21 protein-coding genes are annotated in these 21,580 nt (G+C 72.6%); 16 read left to right on the forward strand and 5 right to left on the reverse strand.

The genetic code is table 11. The annotated features are described in order from the left end of the window. Positions 1 to 55 precede the first annotated feature (55 nt). Complete coding sequence (locus RM779_RS10175) at positions 56 to 1,597, reverse strand: MFS transporter (RefSeq protein ID WP_311617350.1); 1,542 nt, start codon at positions 1,595 to 1,597, stop codon at positions 56 to 58. A 212-nt stretch (positions 1,598 to 1,809) separates the two neighbouring features. Between RM779_RS10175 and RM779_RS10180 the strand changes: the two genes are divergently transcribed. After that, positions 1,810 to 3,669 carry a phosphoenolpyruvate carboxykinase (GTP) gene (locus RM779_RS10180; RefSeq protein WP_311617351.1) on the forward strand — a complete coding sequence of 620 codons (1,860 nt, stop codon included), beginning with the start codon at positions 1,810 to 1,812 and terminating at the stop codon, positions 3,667 to 3,669. A 47-nt stretch (positions 3,670 to 3,716) separates the two neighbouring features. On the opposite strand, the gene RM779_RS10185 is transcribed toward RM779_RS10180, so the two are convergent. Both RM779_RS10185 and RM779_RS10190 read right to left on the reverse strand, forming a co-directional pair. Continuing rightward, on the reverse strand, positions 3,717 to 4,928 hold the full coding sequence (locus RM779_RS10185; protein WP_311617352.1) for a pyridoxal phosphate-dependent aminotransferase: 1,212 nt from the start codon (positions 4,926 to 4,928) through the stop codon (positions 3,717 to 3,719). A 70-nt stretch (positions 4,929 to 4,998) separates the two neighbouring features. Next, positions 4,999 to 5,595, reverse strand: coding sequence for a TetR/AcrR family transcriptional regulator (locus RM779_RS10190; RefSeq protein WP_311617353.1), 597 nt, complete (start codon positions 5,593 to 5,595; stop codon positions 4,999 to 5,001). A gap of 64 nt (positions 5,596 to 5,659) precedes the next feature. Between RM779_RS10190 and RM779_RS10195 the strand changes: the two genes are divergently transcribed. From RM779_RS10195 to RM779_RS10205, 3 genes are read left to right on the forward strand one after another with little or no spacing between them, the layout of a single operon-like run. Next, the gene (locus tag RM779_RS10195) at positions 5,660 to 6,157 is read left to right on the forward strand and encodes a PH domain-containing protein (protein WP_311617354.1); all 498 of its coding nucleotides are present in this window, start codon (positions 5,660 to 5,662) and stop codon (positions 6,155 to 6,157) included. Then, positions 6,154 to 7,632, forward strand: coding sequence for a PH domain-containing protein (locus tag RM779_RS10200; protein ID WP_311617355.1), 1,479 nt, complete (start codon positions 6,154 to 6,156; stop codon positions 7,630 to 7,632). The genes RM779_RS10195 and RM779_RS10200 overlap by 4 nt, the downstream gene beginning before the upstream one ends. A 47-nt stretch (positions 7,633 to 7,679) precedes the next feature. Then, on the forward strand, positions 7,680 to 8,948 hold the full coding sequence (locus RM779_RS10205; RefSeq protein WP_311617356.1) for an alanine racemase: 1,269 nt from the start codon (positions 7,680 to 7,682) through the stop codon (positions 8,946 to 8,948). Between the two features lie 34 nt (positions 8,949 to 8,982). Here the strand turns inward: RM779_RS10205 and RM779_RS10210 are convergent, their stop codons facing one another. Then, positions 8,983 to 10,017, reverse strand: a complete 1,035-nt coding sequence (locus tag RM779_RS10210; protein WP_394813264.1) for a chitinase — start codon at positions 10,015 to 10,017, stop codon at positions 8,983 to 8,985. 216 nt (positions 10,018 to 10,233) lie between these two features. Between RM779_RS10210 and RM779_RS10215 the strand changes: the two genes are divergently transcribed. From RM779_RS10215 to RM779_RS10270, 12 genes are all read left to right on the forward strand, one after another. Further along, a complete protein-coding gene (locus RM779_RS10215) occupies positions 10,234 to 11,115 on the forward strand; it encodes a hypothetical protein (RefSeq protein WP_311617357.1) in 882 nt (293 codons plus the stop codon). A 34-nt stretch (positions 11,116 to 11,149) separates the two neighbouring features. Continuing rightward, a complete protein-coding gene (cpaB, locus tag RM779_RS10220) occupies positions 11,150 to 11,896 on the forward strand; it encodes a Flp pilus assembly protein CpaB (RefSeq protein ID WP_311617358.1) in 747 nt (248 codons plus the stop codon). A gap of 15 nt (positions 11,897 to 11,911) precedes the next feature. Continuing rightward, complete coding sequence (locus RM779_RS10225; RefSeq protein WP_311617359.1) at positions 11,912 to 13,135, forward strand: AAA family ATPase; 1,224 nt, start codon at positions 11,912 to 11,914, stop codon at positions 13,133 to 13,135. Then, positions 13,132 to 13,539 (forward strand): TadE/TadG family type IV pilus assembly protein, encoded by a 408-nt coding sequence (locus tag RM779_RS10230; RefSeq protein ID WP_311617360.1) that lies wholly within the window; start codon positions 13,132 to 13,134, stop codon positions 13,537 to 13,539. Before RM779_RS10225 ends, RM779_RS10230 begins: the two co-directional genes overlap by 4 nt. After that, entirely contained in the window at positions 13,536 to 13,928 is a 393-nt protein-coding gene (locus RM779_RS10235) for a TadE/TadG family type IV pilus assembly protein (RefSeq protein WP_311617361.1), read from the forward strand. Before RM779_RS10230 ends, RM779_RS10235 begins: the two co-directional genes overlap by 4 nt. A 25-nt stretch (positions 13,929 to 13,953) precedes the next feature. After that, positions 13,954 to 15,294 (forward strand): CpaF family protein, encoded by a 1,341-nt coding sequence (locus RM779_RS10240; RefSeq protein ID WP_311617362.1) that lies wholly within the window; start codon positions 13,954 to 13,956, stop codon positions 15,292 to 15,294. A gap of 2 nt (positions 15,295 to 15,296) precedes the next feature. Continuing rightward, positions 15,297 to 16,259, forward strand: coding sequence for a type II secretion system F family protein (locus RM779_RS10245; protein WP_311617363.1), 963 nt, complete (start codon positions 15,297 to 15,299; stop codon positions 16,257 to 16,259). Between the two features lie 18 nt (positions 16,260 to 16,277). Then, positions 16,278 to 17,168, forward strand: coding sequence for a DUF5936 domain-containing protein (locus RM779_RS10250; RefSeq protein WP_311617364.1), 891 nt, complete (start codon positions 16,278 to 16,280; stop codon positions 17,166 to 17,168). Positions 17,169 to 17,621: 453 nt separating this feature from the next. After that, on the forward strand, positions 17,622 to 17,825 hold the full coding sequence (locus RM779_RS10255; RefSeq protein WP_311617365.1) for a hypothetical protein: 204 nt from the start codon (positions 17,622 to 17,624) through the stop codon (positions 17,823 to 17,825). A gap of 53 nt (positions 17,826 to 17,878) precedes the next feature. After that, entirely contained in the window at positions 17,879 to 18,418 is a 540-nt protein-coding gene (locus RM779_RS10260) for a hypothetical protein (RefSeq protein WP_311617366.1), read from the forward strand. Between the two features lie 36 nt (positions 18,419 to 18,454). After that, positions 18,455 to 19,072, forward strand: a complete 618-nt coding sequence (locus RM779_RS10265; protein ID WP_311617367.1) for a hypothetical protein — start codon at positions 18,455 to 18,457, stop codon at positions 19,070 to 19,072. 13 nt (positions 19,073 to 19,085) lie between these two features. Then, positions 19,086 to 19,814, forward strand: a complete 729-nt coding sequence (locus RM779_RS10270; protein WP_311617368.1) for an OmpA family protein — start codon at positions 19,086 to 19,088, stop codon at positions 19,812 to 19,814. A gap of 6 nt (positions 19,815 to 19,820) precedes the next feature. Here RM779_RS10270 and RM779_RS10275 read toward each other — a convergent pair whose 3' ends face one another. Beyond that, a complete protein-coding gene (locus RM779_RS10275; RefSeq protein ID WP_311617369.1) occupies positions 19,821 to 21,554 on the reverse strand; it encodes a serine/threonine-protein kinase in 1,734 nt (577 codons plus the stop codon). Positions 21,555 to 21,580 lie beyond the last annotated feature (26 nt).

Consider the following 21,580-nt stretch of genomic DNA (forward strand, 5'->3'; position numbering starts at 1 on the left):
GGGGTGGGGGGGGGGGGGGGGGGGGGGGGGGGGGGGGGGGGCGCGGGCGTGCGGGTCATGTGCGGGTTTCTCCCTCGGCGGGAGCTTCGACGGCCAGGACCCCGGCCGGTGCGCGCCGCTGCGGCAGCAGCAGTCCGGCGAGCAGCGCGGCGGCCAGGGCGGCGATGGCGCAGACGTACAGCGTGACGCTCATGGCGTGGACGAACGCGGTCCGCGCCGCCTCCGTCAGTTCGGCGGAGCCGGTGCGGGCCGCGAGGAGGCGGGCGGCGGAGACGGACTCCTGGCTGGTGGCGGCGGCCTCGGGGGACAGTCCGCCGGTGTCGAGGTGGCCGCGGTAGACGCGGGCGAGGAGGCTGCCGAGCAGGGCGACGCCGAGTGCGCCGCCGACCTGCCGCAGCGTCATCAGCAGTCCGGCGCCGACGCCCGAGTGGGCGGCGGGCAGCGCGTCGATCGCCGCGTCCGTGGCGGGGACGAGGGCGAGTCCGGAGCCGAGCCCGGCGACGGCGAGCCAGACGGCGGTCAGCCCGTAGCCGGAGTCGACCTGCGTGGTGCTGCCGAGCACGCCGGCGAAGCAGAGCAGCACCAGGCCGGTGGCTATCACCCCGCGGGACCCGAACTGCCGCACCAGCGGCTGGCAGCCGCGGGCGGCGAGCACCACGCCGCCGAGCATCGGCATCAGCCGCAGCCCGGCGCCGAACGCGTCGTGGTCGTGGACCGACTGGAGGTACTGGGGCAGGACGAAGATCAGCGCGGCGAGGATGAAGCCGGTCAGGGCGCCGACCGCCGCGTTCCAGCCGAATCCGGGGTTGCGCAGCAGGCCGATCCGGAGCAGGGGCGCGGCGGCCCGGCGTTCCCTGGCGGCCAGCAGAGTGAGCAGGACGACGGCGGTGGCGAGCGCGCCGGCCACCAGGGGGTCGGCGAAGCCGCGGGCCGGTCCTTCGGTCAGGCCGAGGACGAGGGCGCCGAGGCCGCCGGCGCTCAGGGCGCAGGTCAGCGGGTCGAACGAGGGCGCGGCCGGGTTGCGGGTCTCCGGGAGCAGCAGCAGGCAGGCGGCGATGCCGAGGGCGATCAGCGGCACGTTGATGAGGAAGATGGCGCCCCACCAGTAGTGGTCGAGGAGCCAGCCGCCGATGAGCGGGCCGATCGGCATGCCGAGGGCGAGTGCGGTGGTGAGGGTGGCGATGGCCCGGGTGCGTTCCCCAGGTCCGAACAGGGACGGCAGGACGGCGACCGACAGGGCGCTGACGAGTGCGGCCCCCAGGCCCATGACGGCGCGCGCGGCGATCACGAGTCCCGGGCCGTCGGCGCACATGCCGAGCAGGGAGCCGGCCAGCAGGATGACCAGCCCGGTGACGAGCATGCGGCGGCGGCCGTGGCGGTCGCCGAGGAGCCCGGCGGGCAGCAGTGCCGCGGCGAAGACGACGAGGAACGCGTCGATCATCCACTGCTGGGCGGCGGTGTCCGCGCCGAGGTCGACGGCGAGCGTGGGCAGCGCGACGTTGAGGATGGTCAGGTCGAAGCCCAGGACGAGCATGGTGACGGTCAGGGCGCCGAGCGCCCACCAGCGCCGCGGTCCTTGCGGCGGGGGATCGTTCACAGCTCACCTCCTTGGAAGTGACCATCAAAAGACAGTGACTCTCAAACCTGAGCGACTGTCAACCCTCTTCGGGGGCGCGTTGCCTCTTCCGGGTGGTCATTCGCTCACATGAGCCGCACTGGACACAGACGTGAGAAGGCGGCACCATCAGATGAGCGCCCGTCTTGTCGGATGAGCGCAGAACGTAAAACCCTCAACCCTCTGGAGCGAACGTGACGCTGACTCCAGCCGCTCCCGTCGCCGCCCATGCCCCGACTCGGCACCACAAGCTCATCACCTGGGTCGAAGAAATCGCCGCACTGACCGAACCGGACGAGGTGGTCTGGTGCGACGGCTCCCAGGAGGAGTACGACCGCCTGTGCGCGCGGCTCGTCGAGAAGGGCACCTTCATCCGGCTCAACGCCGAGAAGCGGCCGGGCTCCTACTACGCCGCATCCGACCCGACCGACGTCGCCCGGGTCGAGGACCGCACCTACATCTGCTCGGAGCAGCCGGAGGACGCCGGTCCCACCAACAACTGGATGGACCCCGCCGACATGCGGGAGACCTTCACCGGGCCACAGGGTCTGTTCCGCGGTGCGATGCGCGGCCGGACCATGTACGTCGTGCCGTTCTGCATGGGCCCGCTCGGCTCCCCGCTCTCCGCGCTCGGCGTGGAGATCACCGACTCCGCGTACGTCGCCGTCGCGATGCGCACCATGACCAGGATGGGCCGGGCGGTGCTCGACGAGCTGGGCGAGGACGGCCAGTTCGTCCGCGCCGTCCACTCCGTCGGCGCGCCCCTCGCGCCCGGGGAGCGGGACGTGCCCTGGCCGTGCAACTCGGTCAAGTACATCTCGCACTTCCCCGAGACCCGCGAGATCTGGTCCTTCGGCTCCGGCTACGGCGGCAACGCGCTGCTGGGCAAGAAGTGTTACGCGCTGCGCATCGCCTCCGTCATGGCCCGGGACGAGGGCTGGCTGGCCGAGCACATGCTCATCCTCAAAGTGACCCCGCCCGCGGGGGAGGCCAGGTACGTGGCCGCGGCGTTCCCCTCCGCCTGTGGCAAGACCAACCTGGCGATGCTGCAACCGACGCTGCCCGGCTGGCGGGTGGAGACCGTCGGCGACGACATCGCCTGGATGCGGTTCGGCGAGGACGGGCGGTTGTACGCCATCAACCCGGAGGCCGGGTTCTTCGGCGTCGCGCCCGGCACGGGCGAGAAGACGAACGCGAACGCCATCCGCACGCTGTGGGGCAACTCCGTCTTCACCAATGTCGCGCTCACCGACGACGGTGACGTCTGGTGGGAGGGCCTGACCGAGGAGCCGCCCGGGCATCTCACCGACTGGCGCGGCAACGACTGGACGCCGGCGGCCGGTTCACCGGCCGCGCACCCCAACGCCCGGTTCACCGTGCCGGCGGCGCAGTGCCCGACGATCGCGCCGGAGTGGGAGGACCCGGCGGGGGTGCCGATCTCCGCGATCCTCTTCGGCGGGCGCCGCGCGACCGCGGTGCCGCTGGTCACCGAGTCCCGCTCCTGGCAGCACGGCGTGTTCCTCGGCGCCAACGTCGCCTCGGAGAAGACGGCGGCGGCCGAGGGCACCGTGGGCGAGCTGCGCCGGGACCCGTTCGCGATGCTGCCGTTCTGCGGCTACCACATGGGGGACTACTTCGCGCACTGGCTGCGGACGGGGGAACGGGCGCCCGACCAGGCGAAGCTGCCGCGGATCTACTACGTCAACTGGTTCAAGAAGGACGCCGACGGGGTGTTCGTCTGGCCGGGCTTCGGCGAGAACATCCGGGTGCTGAAGTGGATCGTCGAGCGGCTCGACGGCCGGGCGGCGGGCGTGGAGACCCCGATCGGCACGGTGCCCGCGCCGGCGGCGCTCGACACGGACGGGCTCGATCTGACGCCGCGGCAGCTGGCGTTCCTGCTGGAGGTCGATCTGGAGGTCTGGCGCCGGGAGGCCGCCCTGATCCCCGAGCACCTGCACACCTTCGGCTCCCGCGCCCCCGAGGAGCTGTGGGCCGAGTACCGGGCCCTCACCGACCGCCTGGACCGCGTGGAAAGGACAGCGCGCGCGGGCTGACGGGGAACGGGCCCCGCACAACGGCGTGCGGGGCCCCGCCCGCGAGGTCAGTACTGGTTGTAGCCGTCGAGGAACGAGCCGATGCGCTGGACCGCGTCGGCCAGCTCGCTGGCCCGCGGCAGCGTCACGATGCGGAAGTGGTCGGGCTCCGGCCAGTTGAACCCGGTGCCGTGCACGATCATGATCTTTTCGGCCCGCAGCAGGTCGAGGACCATCTGCCGGTCGTCCTTGATCTTGTACACCTTCGGGTCGAGCCGCGGGAACGCGTACAGCGCGCCCTTCGGCTTCACGCACGTCACCCCGGGGATCCGCGTCAGCATCTCGTAGGCGGTGTCGCGCTGCTCCAGGATGCGCCCGCCGGGCAGCACCAACTGCTCGATCGACTGGCGCCCGAAGAGGGCGGCGGCCACGGCGTGCTGGGCGGGCACATTGGCGCACAGCCGCATGTTCGCGAGGACGGTCAGGCCCTCGATGTAGTTGGCCGCGTGCTCCTTCGGCCCGCACACGGCCAGCCAGCCGCAGCGGAACCCGGCCACCCGGTAGTTCTTCGACAGGCCGTTGAACGTCAGCGTCAGCAGGTCGGGCGCGATGGCCGCGGTCGAGGTGTGGACGGCGCCGTCGTACAGGATGCGGTCGTAGATCTCGTCGGAGCACAGCACCAGCCGGTGCCGCCGGGCGATCTCGGCGAGCTGCTCCAGCATCTGGGTGCTGTACACGGCGCCGGTGGGGTTGTTCGGATTGATCACGACCAGCGCCTTGGTGCGGTCGGTGATCTTCCGCTCGATGTCGGCCAGATCCGGCATCCACTCGGCCTGCTCGTCGCAGCGGTAGTGCACCGCGGTGCCCCCGGCCAGCGAGACGGAGGCGGTCCACAGCGGATAGTCGGGGGCCGGGACGAGCACCTCGTCGCCGTCGTCGAGCAGCGCCTGCATCGACATCTGGATCAGCTCCGAGACGCCGTTGCCCAGGTAGATGTCCTCCACCGACAGGTGGATGCCCTTGGTCTGGTAGTGCTGCATCACCGCGCGGCGGGCGGACAGCAGCCCCTTCGCGTCCCCGTACCCGTGGGCGTCCCCCACGTTGCGGAGGATGTCCTCCAGGATCTCCGGCGGGCAGTCGAAGCCGAAGGCTGCCGGATTGCCGGTGTTCAGCTTCAGAATGCGGTGGCCCGCCGCCTCCAGCCGCTGTGCCTCTTCGAGTACCGGGCCGCGGATTTCGTAGCAGACATTGGCGAGCTTGGTCGACTGGATCACCTGCATGCCCGCCACCTTACGACCGTGAAACGCGGGGCGCTCTGTGTTTTCGCCCACGCGGGTGGTGCCCCGCAGGTCAGCGCGCGTCGTCCCGCGGTCCGTGGGACAGCAGGCCGCCCTCCAGCGTTCTGGTCACCGCGGCGATGGCCTCGTGCCGGGGGAGGCTGCCCTCCTCCACCGCCTCCCAGCCGGCGCCGAGCATGTACCACAGCGTCCGGAAGAACCACTCCATGTCGGTCTCCGCGGCGAAGAAGCCCGCCGCCCGGCCGCGCATGTACAGCTGCGCGGCGGGCAGGTTCGCCCGCTCCCAATGCGGTCCTTCCCACTCGGCGGAGGTCAGCTGCGGCTCGTTGAACAGGAAGTTGACCCGCGGTCCGAGGTCGAACAGCGCGACGATCAGGCGCCGGAACGCCTCGGCCGGCGGCCCGTGGTCCAGTGCCGCGTCGCGCAGCGTGCGGTGGGTCGACTCCGCGCAGTCCTCGAACAGGGCCAGGACCAGGGCGGCCCGGTCGGGGAAATAGCGGTGCAGCGTGCTGCGCCCGACCTCCGCGGCCTTCGCGACATCGCCGAGCGAGGCCGCCCGGTCCTCCGCGAACACCGAGAACGCCGCGTCGAGGATCGCCCGCCGGGTGCGCGCCAGCGTGCCGGGGGCGTTGGGCGCCGTTTCTGCCATGCCGGAATGGTAGGCCGCGAAACCGTCGTGACAAGAGCAGTTCCTTCATGGGACAGTCTGTCTCATGGTGAATCGCGAAGTCCTGCTGCGGCCGCCGCGGTACCGCGTCGAGCGGCGGGCGATCCTGCTGTGGGCCGCCCGTGCGCTCGGCGTCGTACTGCCCCTGGCCGGCGCCCTCGCCGCCGCGCACGCGCTCTGGGACGCCGTCCGCCCCTGGACCGGCCCCGGCCTGCTGGCCCTCGCGGTCGCCGGGCCCGTCTACGCCACCGGCATGCCGCTGTGGCGCTACGCCGTCCACCGCTGGGAGACCACGGACGACGCCGTGTACGCGGCCGCGGGCTGGTTCGTGCGTGAGTGGCGCATCGCGCCCGTCTCCCGCATCCAGACCGTCGACACCGTGCGCGGCCCGTTCGAGCAGCTGCTCGGTCTTTCCACGCTCACCGTCACCACGGCCTCCTCAGGCGGCGCCATCCGCATCAGCGGCCTCGACCCGCAGCAGGCCACCCGGGCGGCCGAGCGCCTGTCCGAGATCACCGGCCGCACCCCAGGCGACGCGACATGAGCTGGCAGCGGCTCGACGCGCGCATGATCCTCGCCGACGCGCTGCGCGTGCTGGTCTCCCTGCTGCCCGGCGTGCTCGCCCTGCTGCTCACCGGTTTCGAGCCCGAGCCGCTCGCCATCGGCCCGCTCGCCGGGCTCGCCGTCTGGGGCGTGGCCGGCGCGGTCGCCGACGTCGTCCGCTGGGCCACCACGCGCTACCGGATCACCGACGCCTACGTGGAACGCCGCACCGGCCTGTTCGTCCGCACCCACAGGTCCGTCCGCCGCGACCGCATCCGCAGCGTCGACACCAGCGCCCGGCTGATCCAGCGACTGGCCGGACTGCGCCGCGTCACCATCGGCGCGGGCCAGATGAACACGGCCATGGAGGCCGCGTTCACCCTCGACGCGCTGTCCAAGCGCGACGCCGAAGCGCTGCGCCTGCGCCTCACCGGCAGCGCGCCCGAGCCGTCGGCCGAGCCGATGGCCGCCTTCCAGTGGCGCTGGATCGTGTACAACGTGACCGGCATCTGGGCCCTGGTCACCGCCGCGGGGCTGCTGTGGGGCGGGTACTGGACCGCCCAGTCCTTCGGGCTCGATCCGGGCGCCTGGCTGAACTCCCTCGCCGACTGGGAGGAGCTGGGCCCGGGCCCGACGGCCGCCGCCGCGTTCGCCGCCGCCGTGCTGCTCGGCGGCGTCGGCATGGCCTGCTCGTTCGTCACCGAGAACGCCCACTTCCGCCTCGACCGGATACCCGGCGAGGAGGGCACCGTGCTGCGCACCACGCGCGGCCTGTTCAAGACCCGCGAGGTCACCCGCGACGACCGCAGGCTGCGCGGCGTCACCGTCTCCGAGCCGCTGCTGTGGCGCTGGATGGGCATGGCCGACACCACCGTGATCACCACCGGGCTCTCGGTCTGGAGCAGCAGCGCCTCCGTCCTGCCGCGCGGCCCGGTGGGCCTCGCCCGCCGGGTGGCCGCCGCCGTCATCGGCGACCCCGCCCTCGGCACGCCCCTGCGCCGTCACCCGCGGGCCGCGCTGCGCCGCCGTCTGCTGTGGGCGGTGCTGACCGCCTCGGCCGGGGCGCTGCTGGTGCTGCCGGCGGGCCGCACCCCGGGGGCCGTCACGTTCGCGGTGCTGCTGCCGCCCGCCCTCGGGCTGGCCTGCGCCGGCCACCTCGCGCTCGGCCACGCCGCCGCGGGCGACTACCTCGTCGTGCGGGCGGGCGCCATGACCCGCGCCACCTCGGCCCTGCGCCGCGACGCGGTCAGCGGGGTGCGGGTGCGGCAGTCGCTGCTCCAGTGGCGGCTCGGTCTGGCCGGGGTGTGGGCGACGACCGCGGCGGGCGAAGGCGCCTACGGCGCCAGGGACATGGCCGCCGCCGAGGCGGCCGGCCTCGCCTCGGCCGCGCTGCCGGGGTACGTCGAGCAGTTCCGCGGGGGCTCGTTGCCCGCGGATCGCACTCCGTTGACCCTCTCTGTACCCGGCGCTGGGTAGGGTCGGGCCTGCCCGTGTACGCATTCACTCGGTCACCCGGAGTCGACATGACCACGCCGTTCGACATGCTCGCCCACGAGATCGTCGATCACCGCTTCAAGGGGCTGCCGCCCGACGCGGCGGGCCGTTCGGTCGGCGCGCTCGCGGCCGAACGGCGGGACCTGTACACCGGTGGCTTCACCACCCCGGTGCTCACGCTGTCCGCCGAGGCGGTCGAGCACAACATCGGCTCGATGGAACGGTTCGCCGACCGCCATGGCCTGGCGCTCGCCCCGCACGGGAAGACATCGATGGCGCCGCAGCTGTTCCGGCGGCAGCTGGCGCGCGGCGCCTGGGGGATCACCGTGGCCGTGCCCCACCAGGCGCGTGTGGCACGGGCGTTCGGGGTGCGGCGCATCTTCCTGGCGAACGAGCTGGTGGACGCGGCGGCACTGGCGTGGCTGGCCGGGGAGCTGGACGCGGACCCGGCGTTCCGCTGCCTGGTCTACGTGGACTCCGCCGCGGGCGTCGCGCTGATGGACGAGGCGCTGCGCGCCGCGGGCGCCGGCCGCCCCGTCGAGGTCGTCGTCGAACTCGGCGTGCCCGGCGGGCGTTCCGGCGTCAGGGACCCGGCCGGGGCGGCGGCGGTCGCCGACGCCGTGGCCGGGGTGGACACGCTGCGGCTGGTGGGCGTCGCCGGGTACGAGGGGGAGGTCCCCGGTGCGGACGCCGCGTCGGTGCGGGCGTGGCTGGACGCGCTGTGCGCGCTCGCCGTCGAGTTCGACAAGGCGGGCCGGTTCACCGGCCCCGAGGACATCGTCGTCAGCGCGGGCGGCAGCGCCTGGTTCGACGTGGTCGCCGAGGCGTTCGGGCGGCTGCCCGAACTGTCCCGCCCGGCCAGCCGGATACTCCGCTCCGGCGCGTACGTCAGCCACGACGACGGCAGGTACCGCGAGGTCACGCCGTTCAACCGGGTGCCGCAGGAGGGCTCGCTGCTCCCGGCGTTCCGGCTGTGGGCCCAGGTGGTCTCACGGCCGGAGCCGGGGCTCGCGCTGATCAACGCGGGGAAGCGGGACATCGCCTACGACCTGGGGCTGCCCGAGGTGCAGGCGGTCCGCACCCGCGACGGACGCGTGCGTGGCGGCGGTGGCCTCGCGGTCGGCCGGCTCGCCGACCAGCACGCGTTCGTCACGGGTGCGGCCGCGGTGGTGCCAGGGGTGGGCGACTGGGTGGCCCTCGGCATGTCCCACCCCTGCACCATCTTCGAGAAGTGGCCGCTGATCCCGCTGGTCGCGGGGGACGGCACGGTCACGGACTACATCCGCACCTTCTTCTGAGGGGCTTCTGAGGGGAACGGCGTTCCCCTCCCGGTCACGGCAGTCCGTGGACGTGCGGGCCGACGGCCTGGGACCATGCGTTGCCGCTGTGCGCGTCCCAGTTGACGGACCACGTCATGGCGCCGCGGAGGTCGGGGTAGGTCTGGTCCGGCACGAAGCTGCCGCAACTGGTGCCGCGGGTCAGGCAGTCGAGCGCGGCGTTGACGACGTCGGGGGTGACGTAGCCGGAGCCGGCGGCGTTCGGTGAGGCGGGGACGCCGAGGCCGACCTGCGAGGGGGCGAGGCCGTTCTCCAACTGGATACAGGCCAGCGCGGTGAGGAAGTCGACGCTGCCCGAGGAGTAGACCTGTCCGTCGCAGCCCAGCATGGAACCGCTGTTGTAGTACTGCATGTTGACGACGGTGAGGAAGTCGCGCGTGTCGAGCGCGAGCTGGAAGTACTCGGTGCCGGTGCTCTGCATGTCCAGGGTCTGCGGCGCCATGGTGTAGACGAGGCCGTCGCCCGCGGCGGCGTGGATGGCGTGCATGGCCTCGCCCATGTACTGGGCGTTGATGCCGTGTTCGAGGTCGATGTCCACGCCGTCGAAGCCGTACTCGTCCATCAGGGCCAGGGTGCTGTCGGCGAAGGCCGACGCCGAAGCGGCGTCGGTCACCGCGACGTGCCCGTTCTGGCCGCCGACGGAGATGATCACCGACTTGCCCTCGGCCTGCTTGGCCGCGATGTCGTCCTTGAACTCCTGCTCGGAGCCGTAGCCGACGGCCGGGTCGAGGGTGAAGTCGATCTGGCCGGGCGTCGCGGTCGACTCGGCGAACGAGACCGCGATGATGTCGTACTCGTCGGACACCTCGCTCAACGGCTGGACGACGGACCCGTTGTCGAAGTTGTGCCAGTAGCCGGTCAGCGCGTGGCGCGGGACGGCGTTCGGCGCGATGTCGCCCGCTGTGTCGTCCGCGACGTCGTCCGCCGGGTCCGCGGCGCCGGCCATCATGGCGGGGCCCGCGAAGGCCACGGCGCCGGCCAGGGCCGTGGCGCCTAGCAGCTTGGTGATACGGGGAAGGATGCTGGTCACGCTCGCCTCCGTAGCGTCAGGGGTGGGGGTGCTGCGTGGAGGTACGGTGGCCACCGTTGAGGAGCCAGATTGGTCCAGACCAGCGGCGCTGTCAATGGCCTGGACCGAGCCCGTCCCCCGCGGTCCGAGCTGTTCCACCCCGAGGCGGAGTCGATAGGCTGCCCAACTGGCAGACTCACCTATAAACGAGACGGGTGTTCAGCCCGGGGGAGCGGCATGCCGATTGCCATTGCGGTCACCAGCGCGGACCTCGTCCTGCCCCCCACCGACCAGCACACCCCGGGCGCCCACGTGCTCAACGCGCCGGAGCGGCAGGACTTCACCGCCGCCCTCGCGGAGACCAGCGACCTCGTGGGCCGGCACGGGCACGTCATCGTGCTGTACCCGACCACCACGCCGCTGTCCTACGTCCAGCGCCTCCACGCCGTGCGGGCCATGCTGGAGTCCGACCGGATAGCCCTGCTGCCGAGCGCCCTGCCGCCGCTCGGCACCGCGGTGCTGGTACGCCAGCTCCGGCAGCTCTCCGCCTGCGACTTCAGCCCCGGCGTGCTCGGCGCCTCCGCGCGCCTCCTGGCGCACTACATCTACGCCGGCGCGCTGCTCGCCTCCGGCAGCCGGCTGCACCGCGTCCCCGTGACGCTGCCGACGCACAACGGCAGCGGCCGGCCCGGCGGCCAGTGCGCCGTGCTGGCAGGACCCACCCCGCAGCTCGTCAGGGCCGACGGCGACGTGACGCTCGCCGGACCTCAGTTCTCCACCACGCTCACGTACGCGCCCGGCACGCTGGGCAGCGAGTGGGTCACCGGCCGGCTGGCCGAGCAGTGGCAGGTACAGGGGCTGCATCCCGTCCCCATGCCCGCCGAGTCCGCCGCCTGGTGGGCCACCGGAAAGCTGGTGGAGTTCGCCGCGGCCATCCCCGATGTTTCCCTGCTCTACCAAATGGTGAGCCAGATGAGGCAGGAAGCCTGCCACTGGTGCGGCCTGACGCTCATCGGCGACCGCTGCGCCTTCTGTTCGGCGCCGGTGGCGCCGCCGGAGCGCGCGCCGCGGGCCATAGGGACACAACGGCGCAAGGCGCTCGCGCCCGGCGCGGGATGACCCGCACACACGACGGAGAGGGTGGACACGCTTCATGAACGCGCGCCAGCGACGCGGCATTCTGCTGCTGCTCGCCTCGGCCCTGCTCGCCCTCGCGGCGTTCGCCGGGGTACTCGCGGTGATCAACGACGTGGAGTCGAAGGTCGGCCCCGAGACCACCGCGTACGAGCTGAGCGAGGATGTCGAGCCGTACCAGGAGGTGACGGCCGAGCACGTGCGCGAGGTGAGCATCCCCGAGCGCTACGTCCCGGACTCCGCGGTCACCGACCTGGGCCAGATAGACGACCGCGTCGCCGTCGGCCCGCTCCGCGAGGGCTCCCTGCTCCAGACCGACATGCTGGCCGAACGACCCGAGCTCGACCCGGGCCAGCAGGAGATCGCGGTCATGATCGACGCCTCCACCGGTGTGGCCGGCAAGATCTATCCCGGCGCCGCCATCAACATGTACGCCGCGTTCCGCGTCGAGGAGGGCGGCGACTCCGAGCAGGAGACCGAGATCGTCCAGCTGATGGTCAACAACGCCGAGGTCATCGAGGTCGGCGACCTGACCGAGGTGGAGGACGAGGACAGCAACCGGATGGCAGCGGTGCCGATCACCTTCGCGCTCGACAACACCGACGCGCAGCGCGTGACGTTCGCCGAGGCGTTCGCCGAGCAGGTGCGGCTCGCCCTCGTGGCGCCGGGCGACGAGGAGGAGGTCCCGGTCGAGGAACGCTCCTACTCCATCATCGGCGACATCGTCGGCACCCCGCACGCCGGGCTCGACGGGCTCGTCCCGTAGGAAGCAGGGGACCCGATGACGACGCGCATTCTGCCCGCGGTGGGCGATCCCGACACCGCCCGCTCCCTGATCACCCTGCTCAGCCAGCTCCCGGACAGCGAGCCGCTGCGCTCCGTTCCCGACTCCACCGCGCTCCTCGACACGCTCGCGGCACTCACCCACCAGTCGGTCGCCGAACTCCCGGACGTCGTCGTCGTCCACGAACACATGGGGCCGCTGCCCGCCCTGGAGCTGATCCGCGAGGTCGCCCTCCGCTTCCCCGCCGTCGGCGTCGTCCTGGTCTCCGCCGACCCGACCGCCGGGCTGTACTCGGCGGCCATGGACGCCGGGGCGCGCGGCCTGGTCGGCATGCCCCTGTCCTACGACGAACTGGCCGCCCGCGTCTCCGCCGCCGCGCAGTGGGCCGCCGGGATGCGCCGTCACCTCGGCGCGGGCGAGGAGATCCCGGCCGGTCCCGGCGGTCGCATCATCACCGTGTCCGGCGCGAAGGGCGGCGTCGGCGCGACCCTGCTCGCGACCCAGCTGGCGCTGGCCGCCCAGACCGCCGGTCCGTTCGAACGCGGCGCGATCCTGATCGACCTCGACCTGGTGTGCGGCGACGTCGGATCGTATTTCGACGTGCAGTTCCGCCGTTCCGTCGCCGACCTCGCCGGTATCCAGGACATCTCCCCGCAGGTGCTCACCGAGGCCGTCTTCGTGCACGAGACCGGCCTGTCCATGCTGATCGCGCCGGCCGAGGGGGAACGCGGCGAGGATGTCAGCGAGGCCACCGCGCGGCAGTTGCTGACCGCCGTCAGGTCCCGTTACGACGTCGTCGTCGTGGACTGCGGCGCCCACATGAACAGCGCCAACGCGGCGGCCGTCGAAATGGCGGACGTCGCCGTCCTCGTCACCACCCCCGACGTCATCTCCGTCCGCGCCGTCAACCGCATGGTGCGCATGTGGGACCGGCTCCGCATCCGCAAGGCCGCCGACACCCTCACCGTCGTCAACCGCCACGGCCGTTCCAGCGCCATCCAGCCGCAGCTGATCGCCCGGATCACCGGCACCCACGTCGCGCGCGGCGTGATCCCGGCCGGTTTCCGCGAGTTGCAGGAGGCGCAGGACGCCGGCCGTATCCAGGACCTCGACGGGCGCAGTCAGGTGCGCCGCGCGATGTGGGCCGTCGCCGCGGAACTGAGCCTGACCGCCCCCGAGCCCGCCGCCTCGGGCGGCAGACGCCGCGGCAGGCGGTCATGAGGGCGCGGCTGACGGGCATGAGGGCGCGGCTGACCGGTTCCGACCGCGACCGGGGCGCGCTGTTCGTCGAGTTCGCCGGGCTGTTCCCGCTGATCCTGGTGATGGTGGCCGTGATCTGGCAGTGCATCCTCATCGGCTACACCTTCTCCCTCGCGGGTAACGCGGCCGACCAGGCCGCCCGCGCCGCCGCCGCGGCCGACGGCGACGCCGAGGGCGCCTGCGTGGCCGCGGCCACCGAGGGCCTGCCGGGCGCCTGGTCGGCCGACGTCTCCTGCCCGCTGGAGGGCAACGTCCGCGTCGCGCACGTCGACCTGCAAGTCCCCGTGCTCTTCCCCGGCGCGCTCAACCTCCCCATGACCATCTCCGGCAGCGCCGGCGCGGCGGAGGAGAACAGGGAACGATGAGGCGCGACGCGGAGGAGCGGACCGGGCGGGACGACGAGGAACTGCCGCGCGACGCGGGCGTGACCGCCGTCGAGTTCGCCGGCTGGCTGCCGCTGCTGGTCCTCGTCGCGCTCGCCGGGCTTCAGCTCGGCATCGCCGGGTATGCCGCCCAGCAGGCGGGCTCCGCGGCCCGCGCCGCCGCGCGGACCGCCGCCCAGGAGGAGATCGAGGACCAGTGGCGAGCCGCGGGCGAGGCCGCCGTCAGCGACTGGCTGACCGTCACGTTCGACCCCGTCGCGCTGTGCGGCGAGGAGGCCAGCGTCACGGCCAACGTGAACGTGCGCTCCGTGCTGCCGTTCATCGACGGGTTCGGCGAGGTCAGCAGGACCGTGACCATGCCGTGCGACTGAGACAACCGAGCTGAAGGAGCGAGCGATGGGCCTGAAGTCCCGCGTCAACGCCCCCGACCGGCCCGCCGCCGCGGGACCTGGCGACGGGCGGCTCGTCGCGACCTACCGCGCCAAGCTGCTGGAGGAGATCGACCTCGCCGAGATGTCCTCCCTGGACCTGAACGAGCGCCGCGACCGGCTCGAACGCGTCCTCGGTCATATCCTCAGCCGCGAGGGCCCGGTGCTCTCGACGCAGCAGCGCGCCCTCCTCATCCGCCGCGTCGTCGACGAGGCCCTGGGGCTCGGCATCCTCGAACCGCTGCTCGAAGACGCCTCCATCACCGAGATCATGGTCAACGGCCCCGACCAGATCTACGTCGAACGCGGCGGACGCGTCGAACGGCTGCCCCTGCGGTTCGCCTCCGAGGAACAGCTGATGCAGACGATCGAACGCATCGTCTCCACGGTCAACCGCCGCGTCGACGAGTCCAATCCGATGGTCGACGCGCGGCTGCCCACCGGCGAACGCGTCAACGTCATCATCCCGCCGCTCGCCCTCAGCGGCGCCACCCTCACCATCCGCCGCTTCCCCCGCGTCTACACGCTCCCCGAGCTGATCGGCTTCGGCACCCTCGACGAGCACCTGGTGATGCTGCTCTCCGGCCTGGTGCGCGCCAAGTTCAACATCATCGTCTCCGGCGGCACCGGCTCGGGAAAGACCACCTTGCTCAACGCCCTCAGCGGCCTGATCCCCGAGGGCGAACGCATCGTCACCGTCGAGGACGCCGCCGAACTCCAGCTCCAGCAGAGCCACGTCATCCGCCTCGAATCCCGGCCGCCCAACATCGAGGGCAAGGGCGAGGTCACCATTCGCGACCTCGTGCGCAACTCCCTGCGCATGCGCCCCGACCGCATCATCGTCGGCGAGGTCCGCGGCGGCGAAACCCTCGACATGCTCCAGGCCATGTCGACCGGCCACGACGGCTCGCTGGCCACCGTCCACGCCAACAGCGCCGAGGACGCGCTGCTGCGCCTCCAGACCCTGGCCTCGATGTCCGAACTCCAGGTCCCCTTCGAGGCGCTGCGCGACCAGATCAACAGCGCCGTCGACATCCTGGTCCAGCTCGTCCGCCACCCCGACGGCTCCCGCCGCCTCGCCGAGATCGCCGTACTGGCCTCGCACGGCCGTGAATCGTTCCGCATCGCCACCGTCGCCGAGTTCCGCGCCGAGCCGATGACCTCCGACGGCCGGGTGCACGGCCGCTTCCGCCACCACCCGATCCCGCGGGCCGTCGCCGACCGGCTCTACCTGGCGGGCGAGCAGATCCCGCAGGCATTCGGCGTTCACCTGGACGACTCCCACCTCACCACCCGCGAGGCGAGCTGACCATGGGCAACCTCTCCCTCCTGGCGACCGGCCTCGCCCTCCTCGCCCTCGTGTGCGCGGTCGCCGGTTTCCACGTGTACGCCGGCGGCCGGGCCCAGCGGCGGGCCCTCGTGCGGCGCCTCGCGGGCCCCGACACGGGGCCGGTCCAGGCCGCCGCCCTGCCGGGCCCGCCCGGCCGCAAACGCCGCTTCGACGCACTCGACCGCCGGCTGCGCGGCACCGAGCCGGGGCGCCGCCTGCGGCTGAAGCTCCAGTCCACGGGCCTGGACCTCACCGTCGGCGAGTACGCCGCCTACGCCCTCGCCTCCGTCGCCGCGCTCTGGCTGATCGGCTCCGCGGTGCTCGCGCCGTTCTTCGGCCCGGTCTTCGCCGCCGCGGGGCTGTGGGGCAGCAACGTCTTCCTCAACTGGCAGCGCGCCAGGCGCACCGAACGCTTCATCAGCCAACTGCCCGAGCTGGCCCGGCTGATCGCCAACGGCACCGCGGCGGGACTCGCCATGCGCACCGCGCTGTCCATGGCCGCCGAGGAGATGGACGACCCGGCCGGTGCCGAACTGAGCACCGTCGCCAACCAGCTGGCCGTGGGCCGTTCCCTGGAGGAGGCGCTGAACGAGCTGGGCGAGCGGCTGCCGTCCCGCGAGCTGAACGTGCTGGTCACCACCCTCATCCTGGCCAACAGGGCCGGCGGCACCATCGTCGCCTCGCTGCGCAACCTCACCTCGACCCTGGAGGAGCGCAAGGAGACCCGCCGCGAAGTGCGCACCATGCTCGCCGAGATCAACGCCACCGCCGTCACCGTCCCGCTGCTCGGCCTCGGCGCGCTGCTGATGATCAACGCCATGTCCCCCGGCGCCCTCGGCCGCGTCACCGGCAGCCCCGGCGGCCAGATCGCCATGCTCGTGGCCCTCGGCCTCTACATCGTCGGATTCGTCGTCGTGCGCCGCTTCGGCCGCATCGACGTCTAGCCCACCCAGGAGGCCACCGTGGGACTTCTGCTCGGACTCGCCATGGGCGCCGCCGTTTTCGGCATCCTCGCCGCCGTCCGCCTGCTGCGCTCCGGCACGCCGCTGCCCGCCGACCTCGCGCTCGCCCTGGAGGTCGGCTCGTCCCGCGTCTCGACGGCGGGCTCCGCCGTCGACCGGCTCGGTATGCGCTTCGCGCCGCTGGTGCTGCGCCTGATGGGCCGGCGGAACGTGAACCGCAAGCGGCGCAGGATCGACCAGGCGGGCAACCCGGACGGTCTGACGATCGACAGGTATGCCGCCCGGCGCGCGGTGTACGGCGCGTTCGGGCTGCTGACCGCCGTCGTCTTCTTCAGCGCGGGCTGGCCGTTCTTCTCGCTGTTCGGCCTGGCCTTCGGCGCGTTCGCCGCGGATGCCGCCATCTGGCAGGGCATCAGGTCGCGGCGCGACGTCATCGACCGCACCCTGCCCGACTTCCTCGACGTGCTGGCCGTCGTCGTCTCCGCCGGACTCGGCTTCCGCCAGGCCCTGGACCGGGTCTCGGCCCGCTACGAGGGTCCGTGGGCGGACGAGATCCGCATCGCCCTGCGGCAGATGGACATGGGCGTCTCGCGCCGCCAGGCGTTCGACGAGCTGCGCCGCCGTAACGACTCGGAGCCGGTCAACCAGTTCGTCACCGCGCTCCAGCAGGGCGAGGAGCTGGGCGCCCCGATCGCCGAGACGCTCATCCAGATCGCGCGCGACATGCGTCGCACCGACGCCCAGAACGCGCGCCGCCGCGCGGCCCGCGCCATACCCATGGCGACGCTGGCCACGCTGGTGTTCATGGTCCCGGCCACCATGATCATCATCGTCACCGGCATGATCCTCGGTTCGGGAACGGACTTCACCGGCATCCTCGACGGCGACTGACCGGCGCGGGGGCGGCGCTTGCCGCGCGCGGGGCCCGCGAGCGCGCGCCCCGCGCGCCCTTCGGGCACCGCCACCGCCCGCCGGGAACGCGTTCGATGCCGCGGCGGGCGGCCGGGCGGCGGCGCGTATAACGTTCCCGCCCCCGTGGTTTCGGTTCCCCGGCCGATGGGCACTGTGCCTCATGCGCGCGCACGGGAGGGGTGCGCCCAGCCGTCGACGGCAGCCCCGTGCCCCCGCCTTCCGCTGGACCTCTCTGCCCAAGCCGCGCACTCTGTGGCACAGTCAGTGCCGATAGGTGTACGCGTTGGCCCGCTGGGAGGGGGTCGGGCATGGTGCATCCCGCCTTCATACGGGCGCCGTTGCGGCACAGCTGCCGCCCGACACCCATATCGGGCCGGAACAAGGGCCAGGAGAGGCCGGCTGAACCGGCGTCAGCCGGAGGAGAGGGACGCCATGAGCAGGCTGCTGTCGACCTGGAGACACACCATCGGGGAACGGCTGCGCGGCCGTTACTCCGACCGCGGGGCCGGATTCGTGGAATACGCGGGACTGCTGCTGCTGATCGCGTCCATCGTGGGTCTCGTGGTGGGTCTCGGAATCGACAATCAGGTCGCCAACGCCGTGCAGAACGCGGTGAACGAGATTCTTTCCGGCTGACCCCCCGCGGCCCGCGCGGGGACGCCGGAGCCGTCTTCCCGCTGTACATATGGATGGTGACCGGCCTGCTGCTGGTCGCCTTCACCTTCTTCGTCTTCGCGCGGGCCGCCGTGCTGCGCGGCGGCGGGCAGTCGGCCGCGGACGCCGCGGCGCTGGCCGCGACCCAGGAGGCCAGGGACGACCTGTACGAAAGGTTCCTCGATGCGGTCGGGGAGGACGCCGACGAGGACGCCGACCTGGAGGACATCCTGGCCGGGGAGGATCTGCCCCCGGCCTGCGGCCCGTCGGCGTCCCGGCTGGCGGGCCGCAACGCCGCCGGGGTCGACGACTGCGGGCTCGCGCAGGGCGGCACCGGCTACACGGTGCGCGTGCGGACCACCGAGACGGTCGGGGACACGGTGATCCCCGGCACCGAGGCGCAGCACGGCTTCGCCGGGGCGACCGCCGTTCTCGAGGGCCTGTGCGAGGTGACGACCGAGGAGCCCGACCGCGTCGAGCTCGAATGCGAGGAGGAGGACTGGTCGTTCGACCCCGCCGACGAAGAAGACCTGCCCGAAGCTCGCGATCTTTTCCGGGTCTATCTAGAAGACTGACCACCGACATGCTGACGCACGAAGGACCGGCGCCCGATGGATCTCCGTGAGAACAAGTCCCGACTCATCCTGATCGTGGTGGCGCTCGGCGCCGCCCTGGTGATCGCCGTGGCCAGCTGCGGGGGCGGGGGTGGCGACGACGACGGTGATGCGCGGGAGAGCGAGGAGAGCGCGGACGCCACCCCGGACGACGGCGCGAACGCCGAGGGCGAGGAGGGCGGGGACGAGGAGACCCCGGACGGTGACGAGGAGGAGCCGGCCGAGCTGCTGGCCGAGGTGACCGGCGAGGAGAGCATCACGCTCGCCATCACCCGCGCCGAGCGTGAGGCCGGCGGTTTCCTGACCGTCGAGGGGACCGTCACCAACGGCGGCGGGGGCACCTGGTTCGACGTGGGCTGGGCGGGCCCGGAGCGGGAGCTGTCCGAGAACGGGTTCTCCATGGCGGGCGCCTCGGTCGTGGCCAACGAGGAGGGCAAGCGCTACCTGATCCTCCGCGACACCAGCGGGCGTTGCCTGTGCACGGGCTTCGGGACCGGCATCGAGGCGGGCGCGACCGTGCCGTGGTTCGCACAGTTCCCCGAGCCCGAGGAGGGGACCACCGAAGTCTCGTTCCAGGTGGGCAACATGCCCCCGGCCACCATCCAGATCCGCTGAGGGGAACGCAGAGATGACGTACGGACTGCACCGTTCCTGCCGGGTGGGTGCGATCGCGCTGTCCGGCGCGGCCGTCATCGCGCTCGGCACGCCCGCGATGGCCGAGGACGACCCCCCGCCGGGCTATGTGGAGCCCGTGCCGCCCGAGATCGATCCGGAGTCCGCCGGGCTGATGCTCGGCGACGGCGCGACGCTGGCCGACCCGCGGGTGCTCGACATCAAGTTCATCACCGAGGACCTGGCCTCCGGCGAGACCGGCGAGACCGGCGAGACCGGTGAGGAGGACCCCACCACCGGTGGCGGCACCGGTGGGGAAACCGGCGGCGCCGAGGACGGCCAGGCCCCCGCCGGCGGAGGCGAGCAGCGCGAGGAACGGACGGGCGGCACCCACAAGTTCACGCTCCAGACCGACGTGCTGTTCGCGGAGGGCAGCGCCGAGCTGGGCGACGAGGCGCAGACGGCGCTCCAGGACGTGGCCGCCGCGATCGACGCGTCCGGGCCCGCGGAGGTCAACATCTTCGGGTTCACCGACGACCAGGGCAGCTACGAGAGCGGCCGGGTGCTGTCCGACGAGCGCGCCTGGAACACGCAGGACGCGCTGCTCGACCTCATCGAGAATCCGACCGAGATCCAGTTCAACGTGCGCGGCTACAGCGAGGACTACCCGCTGTACGACAACACCACGGAGGAGGGCCGGCAGGGCAACCGCCGGGTGGAGATCTCCTGGCCGACCGAGGAGTGAGGGCCGTTACTCGTTGGGCTTCCACTGGGTCGCGGTCGTCACATACGTGGGCAGGTCGCGGTTGGTGGGGTTGACCTCCACCCGGTCGATCCACAGCAGTGTCAGCGTGCCCGTGGCCGTCTCCACGCAGATGCCCATGCCCTCCGTCAGGCTGCTGCCCCGCAGGATGTCGTCCGGCGGAACGGGATTGGCCAGCGGCGCGTCGTGCGCGGCGGCGTAGCACTGCTCCGCCGTGGGCTCCCGGATGTCGATCGTGCCGACGAACAGCTCGGGCGTGAACGAGATGCCGTCGTTCACCACCGAGTCGTCGTCGCAGAACATGTACCGGATGGCCGAGTCGAGGCCGCGGAACTCGAAGTCGCCGTAAGCGACGGCCTGGACGGTCAGCTCCTCGGGGTCGAACTGCGTGACGTTCGCCTCGTAGCACTCGCCGCCCACGACGTTGTGCTGTTCGTGGAAGATCGGCGCGCGCAGCGGCAGTGAGACGTCCTCCTTGGCCACGTAGTAAGGGGCGTCCGGATCGGTGTGCTGCGGCGGGCGGTCGCCGTCCGCCGGCTCGTCCGCTGGCTCCTCTCCTTCTCCCGCCGCGCCGCCCGCGGCATCGCCCTGGGGCGCTCCGCCTTCTTCGTCCCCGCCTGCGAGTTGCAGCGCCAGGACGCCGGCGGTGATCACCGCGAGCACCGCCACCACGGCCAGCGCGATCTGCCCGCGGGGCCTGGACCGGCCGGCCGGCTCCGGCGGCCGCGCGGGCATGGGCACCGGCACCGGCGTCGGTGGCCCGGCGGGCGGTGTCGGCGGCGTGGGTGCGGGCGTGGGCGCGGGTGCGGGCGGTGGGGCGTTCAGCCGCTGGGTGACCTCGTCCGCGACCGGCGCGGGCAGCCAGCTCTCCTGCCGGCGCAGCGTCCGGCCGGGGGCGAGCGCCCGGCACGCGTCGATGACCTGCGCGGGCGTCGGCCGGGCCGCGGCCTCCTTGGTCAGGCAGGCGGCGATCAGCCCGCGCAGCGCCTCCGGGGCCGTGGCGAGGTCGGGCTCCTCCTGAACGATGCGGTACATGACCGCGTGCGCCGCGCCCTCGCCGAACGGATGCGTGCCGCCTGCCGCGTAGTGCGCGACGAGGCCGAGCGCGAACACGTCCGTCGGCGGCCCCGCCGAGGCGCCGGTGATCTGCTCGGGTGCCATGTACGAGGGCGTGCCCACCCGCACGTCGGTCCCCGTCAGGGCGGTGACGTCGGCGGCCCGCGCGATGCCGAAGTCGATCACCTTGGGCCCGTCCGAGGCCAGCAGCACGTTGCCCGGCTTCAGGTCGCGGTGGATGATCCCGGCCGCGTGGATCGACTGGAGCGCCTCGGCCACGCCGCCCACCAGCAGCAGCACTGTTTCCGGCGGCAGCGGCCCGTAGGTGCGCACCGCGTCCGAGAGGGAGAGGCCGGGAACGTACGCCGTGGCCAGCCACGGCGCGGAGCCCTCGGTGTTGCTGTCGAGCACGGGCACGGTGTAGACGCCCTGCACGCGGCGCGCCGCGCGCACCTCGAACTCGAAGCGCCGCCGGAACTCCGGATCGTCGGCCAGCTCGCTGCGCACCACCTTCAGGGCGATCGGCTGGCCGCCGCGTGTATAGGAGAGGTACACGCTGCCCATGCCGCCGGAGCCGAGACGCGCCTGGAGCGCGTAGCCCGCGACCTCCCGCGGGTCGGCGGGGCCGAGCGGTTGCGAGTGCGACGGTGTGCGGTGTGCGGTCATGCGTCCTTCCCCCCGGATCGTGGACG

Source organism: Streptomyces johnsoniae (assembly GCF_031845565.1).
GTDB lineage: Bacteria > Actinomycetota > Actinomycetes > Streptomycetales > Streptomycetaceae > Streptomyces > Streptomyces johnsoniae.

What these genes read in the sequence shown, in the direction of transcription:
- RM779_RS10255 (WP_311617365.1), top strand. Translation starts at nt 17,622, where the DNA reads ATGAGCAGGCTGCTGTCGACCTGGAGACACACCATCGGGGAACGGCTG.
- RM779_RS10200 (WP_311617355.1), top strand. Translation starts at nt 6,154, where the DNA reads ATGAGCTGGCAGCGGCTCGACGCGCGCATGATCCTCGCCGACGCGCTG.
- RM779_RS10205 (WP_311617356.1), top strand. Translation starts at nt 7,680, where the DNA reads ATGACCACGCCGTTCGACATGCTCGCCCACGAGATCGTCGATCACCGC.
- RM779_RS10260 (WP_311617366.1), top strand. Translation starts at nt 17,879, where the DNA reads ATGGTGACCGGCCTGCTGCTGGTCGCCTTCACCTTCTTCGTCTTCGCG.
- RM779_RS10225 (WP_311617359.1), top strand. Translation starts at nt 11,912, where the DNA reads ATGACGACGCGCATTCTGCCCGCGGTGGGCGATCCCGACACCGCCCGC.
- RM779_RS10230 (WP_311617360.1), top strand. Translation starts at nt 13,132, where the DNA reads ATGAGGGCGCGGCTGACGGGCATGAGGGCGCGGCTGACCGGTTCCGAC.
- RM779_RS10265 (WP_311617367.1), top strand. Translation starts at nt 18,455, where the DNA reads ATGGATCTCCGTGAGAACAAGTCCCGACTCATCCTGATCGTGGTGGCG.
- RM779_RS10245 (WP_311617363.1), top strand. Translation starts at nt 15,297, where the DNA reads ATGGGCAACCTCTCCCTCCTGGCGACCGGCCTCGCCCTCCTCGCCCTC.
- RM779_RS10235 (WP_311617361.1), top strand. Translation starts at nt 13,536, where the DNA reads ATGAGGCGCGACGCGGAGGAGCGGACCGGGCGGGACGACGAGGAACTG.
- RM779_RS10240 (WP_311617362.1), top strand. Translation starts at nt 13,954, where the DNA reads ATGGGCCTGAAGTCCCGCGTCAACGCCCCCGACCGGCCCGCCGCCGCG.
- RM779_RS10195 (WP_311617354.1), top strand. Translation starts at nt 5,660, where the DNA reads ATGGTGAATCGCGAAGTCCTGCTGCGGCCGCCGCGGTACCGCGTCGAG.
- RM779_RS10185 (WP_311617352.1), bottom strand. Translation starts at nt 4,928, where the DNA reads ATGCAGGTGATCCAGTCGACCAAGCTCGCCAATGTCTGCTACGAAATC.
- RM779_RS10270 (WP_311617368.1), top strand. Translation starts at nt 19,086, where the DNA reads ATGACGTACGGACTGCACCGTTCCTGCCGGGTGGGTGCGATCGCGCTG.
- cpaB (WP_311617358.1), top strand. Translation starts at nt 11,150, where the DNA reads ATGAACGCGCGCCAGCGACGCGGCATTCTGCTGCTGCTCGCCTCGGCC.
- RM779_RS10275 (WP_311617369.1), bottom strand. Translation starts at nt 21,554, where the DNA reads ATGACCGCACACCGCACACCGTCGCACTCGCAACCGCTCGGCCCCGCC.
- RM779_RS10215 (WP_311617357.1), top strand. Translation starts at nt 10,234, where the DNA reads ATGCCGATTGCCATTGCGGTCACCAGCGCGGACCTCGTCCTGCCCCCC.
- RM779_RS10190 (WP_311617353.1), bottom strand. Translation starts at nt 5,595, where the DNA reads ATGGCAGAAACGGCGCCCAACGCCCCCGGCACGCTGGCGCGCACCCGG.